Here is an 11,107-nt window from a genome sequence, read left to right as displayed (position 1 = left end):
GGCTATGACCCGTCGAGGGTCAACGCGATCAGCGAGAAGCTGATGGATAACCCCGAGCTCGCAAAGCTCATCGGGGAGCTCTCCACCTCCACCGACGACGCCAGGCCCGTGTGCTGGTCAATTTTGCAGGCATCGATCAACGCTGGCCTGCAGGCGGAGATGGACGCCCATTTGGGCTACGAGCACTCCGACCGCAAAGCCAAAGCCCAGGTAGATACCGGTGATGGTGGTAACCACCGCAACGGGTCCTACACCAAAACCGTGGATTCTGGCTATGGCCCGCTGGAAGTGACCGTGCCCAGGGATCGGGCGGGGACGTTTCGCCCGCAGATGGTGCCCAAAGGTGTCCGCAGGCTCACCGAGCTTGATGACATGATCATCTCCCTGTACGCGGGTGGGATGACCGTGCGCGACATCCAGCACCACCTTGCAACCACCCTTGGGGTGGACATGAGCCCGGATACCATCAGCACGATCACCGACGCGGTGCTCGATGAGGTGATGCTGTGGCAGAACCGCCAGCTAGATGAGTTCTACCCGGTGATCTTCCTCGACGCACTTAGAGTCAAGATCCGCGACGGCCACCGCGTGGGCAACAAGTCCTGCTACATGGCCGTTGGCGTGGACATGGACGGCATCAAACACATCTTGGGGTTGTGGATCGCTGATACCGAAGGTGCCGCATTTTGGGCATCCGTATGCGCTGACCTTGCCAACCGTGGGGTGCAAGACGTGTTCATCGTCTGCTGCGACGGACTCAAAGGCCTGCCCGAGGCGGTCGAAGCGACGTGGCCGAATTCCATGGTGCAAACCTGCATCGTGCACCTGATCCGGGCGGCGAATAGGTGGGTGTCCTACCAGGACCGCAAACCCGTCTCCCGAGCGCTGCGGAAGGTCTACACCGCACCGAATGAGGACACCGCCCGTGCCGCCCTAGACGCGTTCGAGGCATCTGAGCTTGGGCGCCGCTACCCGCAATCGGTGAAGGTGTGGCGCGACGCGTGGGACCGGTTCGTGCCGTTTCTGCAGTTCCCTCCGGCGGCCCGCCGGGTGCTCTACACCACGAACTCGATCGAGTCGCTTAATGCTGAGTTGCGCAAAGCCACCCGGAACCGGGGCCAGTTCCCGAACGATACCGCGGCGTTGAAGACGTTGTGGTTGATGATTTGCAACATCGAAGACAAGCGCGCCGCCCAGCGGGCGAAGAAAGCGAAACGGGTAACCGAATCCAACGGCTATATTGAAGGGGCGAAAGCCACCGGGTGGAAACAAGCCATCAACCAACTAGCCGTGGCATACCCCGACCGATTCGCGGACTACTTGTAAACTAAGCCCCCGCACACAAACAATCGGACACTCTCGACGAACCTCGCCAACCTGGTGCCGGTGTGTCGCTACCACAACCGCATCAACGACGACGACCAGCCGATCACCGGCCGCACAAACGGCCGCGGCCGCATCGACACCGCCCACGGGCGGCCCACCTGGGTCTCACCGCGCGGCTACCCCGCGAAAAACCCCCACCACGCCAACTTCGGCGCCATGGAACAACTCTTCGGCACAGACCCACCACCCACTCAAGCCGCGGAGCCGAAGGTCCACAGCTTGTTGATCACATAGTTGACCGGCATAGCGATCAGCGTGGAGATCGCCTGCGCCCATAAGGACTTGGTACGTAGGCCGGAGGAGTCGTCGAAAATGTGCGCGGGCAGCGCGACTGGCGACGTCGGGTTCATCAACAGCGTCATGCACGTCAGCGACACCAGGAACGCAACCGCGCCGGTGGCGAGGAACGGGAAGAAGCCGCGCAGCCACGAGCGCTGCACGGTGCCCCGGAATGTCCAGGAGCGGTTCAGCTGGTAGTTCCACGTGTTAGCGAGCAAGAACGCCAAGGTGGACAGCACGTGGTACCAGCGCACGTTGAAGCGCGTCGGGCCGAGCTGCATCACCGCGTCGCTGGCGTGCAGGCCGAGCCCGATCTCCAGGCCCTTGTTTGCAAGGTAGAACACTGCCAGGTTCACCACGACGCCGGAACCGCCGACGATGCCGAACCTCAGAAACTCACGCGCCCCCGCCGCCAGGCGGTGCGCCCGCGACACCTCGGCGGCTGGTGCGGCTGCTGGTGCGCCGGTCACGCGGCCGTGATCCGTCGCGCTGCTTCCGCGATGCGCTCGTCGGGCGCGGTCAGCCCAATGCGCACGTGCGCGGCGCCGGCCGGCCCGTAGAAGTCTCCGGGTGCCGCGAGGATGCCGCGCTCGGCCAGCCAGTCGAGCAGGTCGCGCGCGCTTTCGCCAGCGCGCCGCGCCCAGAGGTAAAGGCCGGCATCGGAGTCGTCGATAGTGAAGCCCGCCTCATCCAGGGCTTTGAGCAGTGCTAGTCGACGCCCCGCATAGCGCGAACGCTGCACCTGCTCCTGCACATCGTCCTCGAGCGCGGCGATCATCGCGTGCTGGACGGGACCGGGGACCATGAGGCCGGCGTGCTTACGCAGGGTCAGCAGCTCCTGGACTAGCGCCTCGTCGCCGGCGAGCCAGCCTGCGCGGTAGGACGCCAAGTTGGACGTCTTGGACAGCGAGTGGATGGCGAGCAGCCCGGTATTGTCGCCGCCGGTGACCCGCGGGTCCAGGATGGAGACCGGCTCGGCGGACCAGCCGAGGAGCATGTAGCACTCGTCGGAGGCGATGATCGCGCCGGTGCGGCGGGAGAACTCGACCCACGCGCGCAGCTCGTCGACGCCGAGGACGCGGCCAGTCGGGTTCGACGGCGAGTTGATGAAGACCAGCGAGGCACCGTCGACGGGCTGATCCGAGCGCACCACGTCGGCGCCAGCGAGCAGCGCGCCCACCTCGTAGGTGGGGTACGCCACCTCCGGGATCACCACGGTGCGCCCCCGCATGCCCAGAAGCGTGGGCAGCCAGGCGATCGCCTCCTTGGTGCCGATCACGGGCAGCACGGCGCGCTCGCCAAGCCCCGCGGCGCCAAAGCGGCGCTCGGTCGCGGCCGCCAGGGCGCGGCGCAGCTCGGGCGTGCCCGCGGTCTGCGGGTAGCCCGGGGCGGCGGCGTTTTCGGCGAGCGCCAGCTGGATGGACGGCGCGACCGGATCCACGGGCGTGCCCACGGACAGGTCGATCAGCCCGCCCTCGTGGGCCGCCGCGCGCGCCTTGACGTCCGCGATGGTGTCCCAGGGGAAATCCGGCAACACGTCACCCAAGGGTGTGCGCTGCATGGCGCTAGTCCTGGTTCTGCGGGGGCAGCGCGGCCACGAAGGGGTGGTCGAAGTCCTGCGGGCCGGTCTTTGCGGCGCCGCCGGGCGAGCCGAGCTCGTCGAAAAAGCCGACGTTGGCGTCGTAGTACTCGCCCCACTCGTCCGGCACGTCGTCCTCGTAAAAGATGGCCTCCACCGGGCAGGCGGGCTCGCAGGCGCCGCAATCCACGCACTCGTCGGGGTGGATGTAGAGCATGCGCTTGCCCTCGTAGATGCAGTCGACGGGGCACTCCTCCACGCACCCGCGGTCCATCACGTCCACGCAAGGCTGAGCGATCACGTAAGTCATGGAGACAAGTATGGCACTACCGCCGCGCAATGGGCCAAACGCCTCCGGCGATTCCCGCCACCACGAGGGCCACGGCCCACGGGTTGCCGGGCACCAGCACCTCCGCCATCCCCGGCACCGTGGCGGCCACCAGCCACAGGCCGGCGACCCATGCTGCGGTTGGGATGAGGGTGACGGCTGTGGTGTGCGTCCATAAGCAAGCTGCCCTCGAAAGCACCGAATTGAACGCTGCGGCAGCAGCCACCGCAACCGGCGCCCTCCACCCCTCCAGGTACACCGCCTGGAGCAGCGCGGCGAGCAGCGCGAAGCCGGCGAGCCACAGGTACGCGTGGATCACCTCGCCGCGCGGGTAGCTAGCGCTCGATGCCGCCAAGGAGGCCGCCGCTGGGGTCGGTGACGGGCACGCCCGCGCCGAGCTGGTAGTGCTCCACGCGCTGGATGGGCTGCACGATCAGGTTGCTCAGGGCGTAGTAGACCACGGGGCCCTCGGCGAGCGCGCCGTGCGGGTTGGTCGCGGAGACGCGCCCGTCCGCGATCCACAGCTGCGTGGCGTGGGCGCGCATGGCCTCGATCTTGGCGGAGTAGGCGGCGTCGTTCAGCTCGAGGCGGATATCGGAGCGCTCCACCCCGTCGAGCTCGCCGTCCTCTGGCAGCCGCCAGCCGTCCGGCGCGCGGTCCGGCATGAGCGCGGCGGTCCCCTCCGCTAGGCGCACGGCCCACAGGATGCGGGGCACCCCGACCTGCTCGGCCGCGGCGTGCGCGATCTCGTGGGCGTGGATGTGGTCGGGGTGGCCGTAGCCGCCGTCGGGTCCGTAGGTGACCACCAGGTGGGGCCGCTCGCGACGCAGGATGCCAGCGAGCAGCTCCACGGCCTCGGGCCCGGCGTTGACGAAGGCGCGGGGGTTGCGGCTCGCGGGCGAGCCGGCCATGCCGGAGTCGCGGAAGCGCCCCGCCCCGCCGAGGAACTCGCTCCGCGCGCGCATGTTGCTTATCGACGCCCCCAGCTCACCAATCCTGAACCCACCCAACTGATCAGCCTCGTCCGCGACCAGGTGCTGGTAGGTCTCGCCGATGACCTCGCCCTCCTCCCCCAGCGTGCACGTGACCACCAGGACGTCCGCGCCCCTGGCGGCGAGGTCCGCGATGGCGCCGCCGGTGGTGATGGCCTCGTCGTCCGGGTGGGCGTGGACGAAGACGGCGCGGTAGCCGGCCAGGTCGCGGGGTGCGGTGGCGGGTGTTGCGGTGTGCGGCTGTGTCATGGTTGTTCCTTCCAGGTGGGGGCCGTCTCCAGGCTGCCCGGCCAGTTGGCCAGGTCCGGGTCGGGGCCGATGATGCCCGCGCCGAGGGCCACCACGCGGGTCTCGTTGACGATGGGCAGCCACAGCGCCTCGTCCGCCTCGATTTGCTCCAGCTGCGCGGCGGCCTGCTCCACGGGCACGGCGCCGGTGAGCGCGTCGGCGGCCAGCTTCTCCGTCTCGGCGCTGCAGAAGCCGGAGACGTTGGCGGCGCGGAACGCGTGCGGCGGGCAGGCGGCGCGGCCCGCCACCTCGGTGCTCGTCCCGGTGTGGAGGCGCCAGCCCACCACCGCGCTGATCTCGCCGCTGGGCAGCATCGTGGACATCAGGCTGGCCGGGTCGGTGGTCACCACGGCCGCCTTGACGCCTCGCGAGACCAGCAGGTCCACCAGGGAGCGGGCGGCGGCGTAGGCGGCGGGGTCCGCTGGGTCGGCGGCGATGCGCAGCGGGCCGGCCAGCGCGGTATGGGCCGCGAGCGCCTCGGTGGCGGGTGCGGTGGCGGGCGCGGTGGCGGGGCTGCGCGGCGGGACATCCAACTCGGCGGTCCTGCCGGTGGCGATAGAGGCGAGCAAGGGGGCGTCGACAAGCGAAAAAAGCTCCCTGCGCGCGGCGAGCGGCAGGTCCGAGGTGGCGGTGAGGCCCAGCGTGCGCGGGCCCGGCACCGCGCGCACCTGCGTGCCGGGCAGCAGGCCGATGGTGCGCATCGTGGTCTCGTCGGGCGTGCGGTCCACGTACGCTAGCTGGTGCGAGCGCAGCTGGTCCGCCATCTGCGTGGTGCTGCGCACGTACTGCAGCTCGAGGACCTCCACCTCCGCCGGGTGCTCGCCCCAGAAGCGGTCGTTGCGGTTCAGCGTCACCGCGCCGCGGGAGGTATCCACGCCGGAGAAGAGGTAGCGGCCGGCGGACGCCGGGATGGAGTACCGCAACGCCTCCGCGAAGTCCGACGCGTCCGGGCGCAGCAGGTGCGAGGGCACGAGGTAGGTGAACAGCTCGCGCCAGTTGCGCAGTGGGGTGCGCAGGTCCACGTCGACGGTCTTCGCGCCGGCGCCGGAGACGCGGATGTTGGAGATGGCGTCGTAGCCCGCCGGGTCCACCGTGCCGGGGGTGGAGCGCATGGCGCGCCAGAGGTAGACGAAGTCGTCGCCGTTGATGGGCGTGCCGTCGGACCACTGCGCCTCCGGGGCGATGACGTAGCGCACCGTCATCGCGTCCGGCGAGTTGACGAGCGGCGAGGCGTTGACCAGGAGATCTGCGTTCTTTTGCCCGTTCACGAACGCGCTGGGCAGGACCAGGTCAGCGATGGCGCGCACGCTGGCCTGCTCGTCGGACTGCAGGTGCGGGTTGAAGCCGCTGCGCACCGGGTCGATGCCCACCTGCACCTCCACGCGCTCCGGGGTGGCCGGCGCGGGCTTGCGGGTGGTCACGGTGGTGGTGACCGTGGCGGTGGCCTCGGTTGTGGCCGCGGTTGTGGCCTCGGTGGTGGGGCCGTAGCGGTCCAGGTCGTCCTGGGACGCGAGCGGCGGCGGGCCGGGGTTGGCGGCGCAGGCTGCGGTGCCGGCCAACAGGGCGGCGGCGGCGCAGGCGGCCAGCGAGCGGCGGGCGGGGGAAAGGGAGCTACGCATTTGCCCCCGATCCTAACCCGCCGCGGCTGGCTGCCCCCGCCGGGCGCGCGCTACGTATCGCGCGCTACGTATCGCGCGCTACTTGTTCAGCTGCTTTGCGCGGGAGCGGGCGCGGCCGCGCTCGGTGGCGTTGAGGATGATCTTGCGCACGCGCATCGCCTCGGGGGCCACCTCGACGCACTCGTCGTCGTCGCAGAACTCGATGGCCTCGTCCAGGGAGAGGGTGCGCGCCTTCTGCAGCGTGACCGTGGCGTCCGCGGTGGCGGAGCGCATGTTGGTCAGCTTCTTCTCCTTGGTGATGTTCACGTCCATGTCCTCGTCGCGCGAGTTCGCGCCGACGACCATGCCCTCGTAGGTCTCCGCGCCCGGCTCGACGAAGAAGTCGCCGCGGTCCGCGAGCTGCTGGAGTGCGTACGCGGTGACCTGGCCGGAGCGGTCGGCGACCAGGGAACCGGTCGGGCGGCCCTTGATCTCGCCGGCCCACGGGCGGGCCTCGATGGAGTAGGAATTGGCGATGCCGGCGCCGCGCGTCTCGGTCAAGAACGTGGTGCGGAAGCCGATCAGGCCTCGCGACGGCACGTCGAACTCCATGCGCACCCAGTCACCGGAGCCGGCGTTGGACATGGAGGTCATCTGACCCTTGCGGTTAGCCAGCAGCTGGGTCACGGCGCCCTGGTGCTCGCTGGGCACGTCGATGACCATGTGGTCGTACGGCTCGTACGTCTTGCCGTCGACCTCCTTGGTCACCACCTGCGGCTTGCCCACGGTGAGCTCGAAGCCCTCGCGGCGCATCGTCTCGATCAGAACGGTCAGCGCCATCTCGCCGCGGCCCTGCACTTCCCACGCGTCGGGGCGGTCCGTCGGCAGCACCTTGATGGACACGTTACCGATCAGCTCCTGGTCCAAGCGCGCCTTGACCATACGGGCGGTGAGCTTGTCGCCGCCGTTACGGCCGGCCATCGGCGAGGTGTTCACGCCGATGGTCATGGAGATCGCCGGGTCATCGACCTTGATGCGCGGCAGCGGCTCGACGTGCTCCGGGTCGCACAGCGTGTCGCCGATCATGATGTCGTCCACGCCGGAGATGGCGGCGATGTCGCCGGCCACAACCTCGCCCTCGGCCGGCACGCGGTCGAGGCCCTGGGTGACCAGAAGCTCCGCCACCTTGACGTTCTTAACGTGCTGGTTGCCGTCGGCGTCGTAGTGCACCCACGCCACGGTCTGGCCCTTCTTCACGGTGCCCTTGAACACGCGGATCAGCGCGATGCGGCCGAGGAAGGAGGAGGAGTCCAGGTTGGTCACCTGCGCCTGGAACGGCGCGTCCAGGTCGGCGGACGGCTCCGGCAGCACGTCGTAGATCACGTCGAACAGCGGCTGCAGGTCCTCGTTGTCCGGCAGCTCGCCGTTGCCGGGGTTATTGAAGGATGCGCGGCCGGCGCGGCCGGAGGCGTAGAGCACCGGCAGCTCGAGCAGGTTCTCGGCGGCCTCGGCGGCGTCCGGATCCTCGAGCGCGGCGCCGAGCTCGAGCAGCAGGTCCTGGGCCTCCTCGACCACTTCGTCGATGCGCGCGTCGGGGCGGTCGGTCTTGTTCACGCAGATGATCACGGGCTTCTTCGCCTCGAGCGCCTTGCCCAGCACGAAGCGAGTCTGGGGCAGGGGCCCCTCGGATGCGTCGATAAGCAGCACGACGCCGTCGACCATGGACAGGCCGCGCTCCACCTCGCCGCCGAAGTCGGCGTGGCCCGGGGTGTCGATGACGTTGATGACCAGGTCGCGGCCGTCCTTTCCGGCGCCGGCGCGGCGGATGGCGGTGTTCTTGGCCAGGATGGTGATGCCGCGCTCCGATTCGAGCTCGCCGGAGTCCATCACGCGGTCGCCGTGCTCGCCGTGGTCGCCGAACACGCCGGACTGCTCCAGCATGCCGTTGACCAGGGTGGTTTTGCCGTGGTCGACGTGGGCGACGATGGCTACGTTTCGGAATTCAGGGTGCGACACTTAACCGCTACTCCTTGTTTATCGGTTTATCGGCGGTATGAACGGTTAAACACTACCCCCGCAAGGAGCATATTGCTTATCGACGCCCCTCGAGCACCTCGCGGATCTCCCCGTAGCCGCGCTCGAAGCACTGCTGATTCGTCGCGGAGTTGAGCATGCCCTGCGCGCGGGCGGAGAGCTCCACGGTGGCGGTTCCGTCGCCGTTGTCGGACGCGGCGATCTCGATGGGGGCCTGGTACTGGGGGTTGGTGTAGACGCCGAGGAAGCGGTACTTGAGGCCGCTGCCGACGTTGATGGTCAGCTCCTCGCTGGTTTTCTCCTTGAGGTCGAAGTTCTCGAACCCGCTGAGGCGGCGCTCGATCTCGTCCAACGGGAGGCTGGTGACAAACGTTTCGGTTCGCACTTCGGTCGGTCCTTTCTGCCTTTCGGTTCGGGGACACCACCAATGGTACGGAAGGAACGGAGGCGGGCGCGGCGGGCGGGAATATCGCATGAAACTTTGCGGTTCTTCAACGATTCGCCTTGACGCTGTTACCAATGTGACTAATGTGGCGTAGGTGCCTGTTTCCCGCCCCGCAGCCCGCGCCATCCGCGCAGCCGCCACCGTCGCCGTGGTAGCCGCGGCCGCATTGCCTGCGTCGCCTGCGCCCGCAACCGCTGCGCCCGCCGCGCCCGCGCCCGCCGTGCCCGCCTCCAGCCTCTCCTCGCACCGCTACCTCGACGAGCTCGGCCGCCCCACGCCGTACACGCAGGCAAAGGTCAACGAGTTTGCGGACCAGCCCTACGTGCCCCAAGACGTGGCCAACGCCCTGCGCAGCGCCGTGAGCTTCTTCGGCGGCACCGGCGAGCTCGGGGGGCCGCCGCTGCCCGCCGACGCTCCCCCGTTTACCCAGTTCTACTGGCCCACCGTGTCTAGCAACTGCATCGGCAAGGGCCTGCACTCCACCGCCTCGGCGCTGGTGGTGCCCGGCCCCGCCACCTCCCCCGCCCCGGGCGCGGGCCCGGGGCAGGCCACGTTCGTCTTCACCGCGCTGGGCACCCCGGCCGCCGCGCGCGACCAGGGCCAGATGAAGGTGTACTGGATCAACCTGAACACGTTCCGCACCGGGGTAACGCCGCTGGGCAACAACGGGATTAACCCAGCAGGGCCGGCAACCCTGTCCGGCACCGCCAGCACCGGTCCCGGCCGCGTGCTGGCAGTCGTGGACGGTAACGTGCGCACCACCGCCAACGTCTGCGCCTTCGCCCCAACAGCCGCGAGTTTTTCCGTGAGGTGATCATGAGCGCCGACCTCCACCCGGTGAAGCAGGAGACGTTCGACACGTCCTCGAACACCAACACCGACCCGAAGGGCTTCCTGCGGGAGGTGGACACGTTCCGCGTCACGGACTTCGGGCTGTACATGGCCCGCGGCGCGAACCACCCGCGCTTCGGCTACCTGGAGAGCTGGCTGCTGCCGGAGCTGGGCCTGCGCGCCAACATCTTCCACTTCCGCGAGGGCGTGGAGGAGGAGCAGGACTTCTACTTCGACGTGGCGCAGATCGACGTGGACGGGGACGTCTGGCGCACCCGCGACCTCTACGTCGACCTGGTCTCGCTCACCGGCTCCCCCATCGACGTGCTGGACATCGACGAGCTGGCGGCCGCGACGTCGGCCGGCCTGATCACCGCGGAGGAGGCGGAGCGCGCCATCGACGTCACGCTCACCGCGGTGGAGGGCATCACCCGCCACCAAGACGACCCGATGGAGTGGCTGCGCACCCTCGGCATCGAGCTGACCTGGGCGGACGAGGTGGAGCTCGCCCCCGCCGGCTAGGCCCGCCTGACCTCCACGTCCACGTCCACGGATCCGAGCCGCGCCTCCTGCGCCGCCCACATGTCCCACCACTCGGCGTAGCCGGGGTCGCGCCGCAGCGCCCGCGCCTTGCGCAGGCCCGGCTCGGCCACCACCCGGATGGTGTCCACGTCCCCGCGTTTTCGGGCCTTGCTTATCGACGCCCCCGTCACCGCGCCCACCCCCTCCACAATCACGTCCCCGCCGGGGGGAAGCGCCACCCACTCGGCCCTGCGGCCCAGCTTCCAGTCCCAGCGCCAGTACCCGGGCCGCTCGGGGTCGAGGACGTCCTCGGCAACCATGCGCGCCCCCTCGGCCAGCCCGCCCCAGCCGGGATAGAAGTCGTCCAAGTGCACCACCGGGATGCCCAGCGCCTCGCCGATCTGCAGGGCGAGGGTGGTCTTGCCGGCGCCTGAGGGGCCGTCGATAAGCAATGTGTACGGGGCCATCGGTCACCCGGCGGGAAGGATCGGGGCGGGGCCGAGCGAGCCCGGCACCGGGCCAACCACGCCCGCGAGCTGCCAACCCCCCCCCGCGTTGCGCACCGAAGGGGCGTAGAAGGGCGGCTGGATACAGCTGATGGTCAACAGGCGGCCCGGCGTGGCCGCGGTGCCCCACACGTCCGGGTCACCGGCCAGCAGCTCCTTCTGCGGCTCGTGCAGGTCGGTGGCCGTGTACTTCAGCCACGCGCCCCCCGCCGCGTCCGAGGCCTCGGTGCGCAGGTAGGCCACGTCGCCAACCTGCACGCGGTGGCGGCCGGAGGGGCGGGTTGAAGGGGGCGTCGACAAGCACATGCTCCTTATCTGA

The 11,107-nt window shown here is 69.3% G+C and carries 14 protein-coding genes; 4 read left to right on the top strand and 10 right to left on the bottom strand.

The window, feature by feature from the left end; genetic code table 11:
• Window positions 1–27: 27 nt before the first annotated feature.
• Both BN4252_RS00765 and BN4252_RS00760 read left to right on the top strand, forming a co-directional pair.
• A complete protein-coding gene (locus tag BN4252_RS00765) occupies window positions 28–1,326 on the top strand; it encodes an IS256 family transposase (protein ID WP_066524212.1) in 1,299 nt (432 codons plus the stop codon).
• 60 nt (window positions 1,327–1,386) lie between these two features.
• On the top strand, window positions 1,387–1,620 hold the full coding sequence (locus BN4252_RS00760) for a hypothetical protein (RefSeq protein ID WP_143341136.1): 234 nt from the start codon (window positions 1,387–1,389) through the stop codon (window positions 1,618–1,620).
• Here the strand turns inward: BN4252_RS00760 and BN4252_RS00755 are convergent.
• The 8 genes from BN4252_RS00755 to BN4252_RS00720 all read right to left on the bottom strand — a co-directional run bounded on the left by BN4252_RS00755 (window position 1,578) and on the right by BN4252_RS00720 (window position 8,869).
• Window positions 1,578–2,135 (bottom strand): GtrA family protein, encoded by a 558-nt coding sequence (locus BN4252_RS00755; RefSeq protein ID WP_066524208.1) that lies wholly within the window; start codon window positions 2,133–2,135, stop codon window positions 1,578–1,580. The two genes, BN4252_RS00760 and BN4252_RS00755, sit on opposite strands and share 43 nt — an antisense overlap.
• Window positions 2,132–3,226 carry a succinyldiaminopimelate transaminase gene (gene dapC / locus BN4252_RS00750; RefSeq protein ID WP_066524204.1) on the bottom strand — a complete coding sequence of 365 codons (1,095 nt, stop codon included), beginning with the start codon at window positions 3,224–3,226 and terminating at the stop codon, window positions 2,132–2,134. Before dapC ends, BN4252_RS00755 begins: the two co-directional genes overlap by 4 nt.
• Window positions 3,227–3,230: 4 nt before the next feature.
• Window positions 3,231–3,554, bottom strand: coding sequence for a ferredoxin (gene fdxA, locus BN4252_RS00745; protein WP_066524203.1), 324 nt, complete (start codon window positions 3,552–3,554; stop codon window positions 3,231–3,233).
• 16 nt (window positions 3,555–3,570) lie between these two features.
• Window positions 3,571–3,927 (bottom strand): hypothetical protein, encoded by a 357-nt coding sequence (locus BN4252_RS00740; RefSeq protein WP_096877729.1) that lies wholly within the window; start codon window positions 3,925–3,927, stop codon window positions 3,571–3,573.
• Window positions 3,908–4,813 (bottom strand): N-acetyl-1-D-myo-inositol-2-amino-2-deoxy-alpha-D-glucopyranoside deacetylase, encoded by a 906-nt coding sequence (gene mshB / locus BN4252_RS00735; RefSeq protein ID WP_066524200.1) that lies wholly within the window; start codon window positions 4,811–4,813, stop codon window positions 3,908–3,910. Before mshB ends, BN4252_RS00740 begins: the two co-directional genes overlap by 20 nt.
• Window positions 4,810–6,471 (bottom strand): ABC transporter family substrate-binding protein, encoded by a 1,662-nt coding sequence (locus BN4252_RS00730; RefSeq protein ID WP_078056692.1) that lies wholly within the window; start codon window positions 6,469–6,471, stop codon window positions 4,810–4,812. Before BN4252_RS00730 ends, mshB begins: the two co-directional genes overlap by 4 nt.
• A gap of 78 nt (window positions 6,472–6,549) precedes the next feature.
• Window positions 6,550–8,466: a translational GTPase TypA gene (gene typA / locus BN4252_RS00725; RefSeq protein ID WP_066524199.1), complete on the bottom strand. Its 1,917-nt coding sequence runs from the start codon at window positions 8,464–8,466 to the stop codon at window positions 6,550–6,552.
• A gap of 76 nt (window positions 8,467–8,542) precedes the next feature.
• Window positions 8,543–8,869, bottom strand: coding sequence for a hypothetical protein (locus BN4252_RS00720; protein WP_066524197.1), 327 nt, complete (start codon window positions 8,867–8,869; stop codon window positions 8,543–8,545).
• Window positions 8,870–9,023: 154 nt separating this feature from the next.
• Between BN4252_RS00720 and BN4252_RS00715 the strand changes: the two genes are divergently transcribed.
• Both BN4252_RS00715 and BN4252_RS00710 read left to right on the top strand, forming a co-directional pair.
• On the top strand, window positions 9,024–9,743 hold the full coding sequence (locus BN4252_RS00715; RefSeq protein WP_066524195.1) for an Rv1157c family protein: 720 nt from the start codon (window positions 9,024–9,026) through the stop codon (window positions 9,741–9,743).
• Window positions 9,744–9,745: 2 nt separating this feature from the next.
• Window positions 9,746–10,282 (top strand): DUF402 domain-containing protein, encoded by a 537-nt coding sequence (locus tag BN4252_RS00710; RefSeq protein ID WP_066524193.1) that lies wholly within the window; start codon window positions 9,746–9,748, stop codon window positions 10,280–10,282.
• Here the strand turns inward: BN4252_RS00710 and BN4252_RS00705 are convergent.
• Window positions 10,279–10,749: a nucleoside/nucleotide kinase family protein gene (locus BN4252_RS00705; protein WP_066524190.1), complete on the bottom strand. Its 471-nt coding sequence runs from the start codon at window positions 10,747–10,749 to the stop codon at window positions 10,279–10,281. The genes BN4252_RS00710 and BN4252_RS00705 overlap by 4 nt on opposite strands.
• 3 nt (window positions 10,750–10,752) lie before the next feature.
• A complete protein-coding gene (locus BN4252_RS00700) occupies window positions 10,753–11,088 on the bottom strand; it encodes a hypothetical protein (protein WP_066524184.1) in 336 nt (111 codons plus the stop codon).
• Between the last annotated feature and the right edge of the window lie 19 nt (window positions 11,089–11,107).

The sequence above is a fragment of the Corynebacterium bouchesdurhonense genome (assembly GCF_900078305.2).
GTDB classification, from domain to species: Bacteria; Actinomycetota; Actinomycetes; order Mycobacteriales; family Mycobacteriaceae; genus Corynebacterium; species Corynebacterium bouchesdurhonense.
The sequence above is the reverse complement of the archived record's forward strand: the minus strand, read 5'-3'. Positions and strand labels throughout refer to the sequence as shown.

What these genes read in the sequence shown, in the direction of transcription:
- dapC (WP_066524204.1), bottom strand. Translation starts at nt 3,226, where the DNA reads ATGCAGCGCACACCCTTGGGTGACGTGTTGCCGGATTTCCCCTGGGAC.
- fdxA (WP_066524203.1), bottom strand. Translation starts at nt 3,554, where the DNA reads ATGACTTACGTGATCGCTCAGCCTTGCGTGGACGTGATGGACCGCGGG.
- mshB (WP_066524200.1), bottom strand. Translation starts at nt 4,813, where the DNA reads ATGACACAGCCGCACACCGCAACACCCGCCACCGCACCCCGCGACCTG.
- BN4252_RS00730 (WP_078056692.1), bottom strand. Translation starts at nt 6,471, where the DNA reads ATGCGTAGCTCCCTTTCCCCCGCCCGCCGCTCGCTGGCCGCCTGCGCC.
- BN4252_RS00710 (WP_066524193.1), top strand. Translation starts at nt 9,746, where the DNA reads ATGAGCGCCGACCTCCACCCGGTGAAGCAGGAGACGTTCGACACGTCC.
- BN4252_RS00705 (WP_066524190.1), bottom strand. Translation starts at nt 10,749, where the DNA reads ATGGCCCCGTACACATTGCTTATCGACGGCCCCTCAGGCGCCGGCAAG.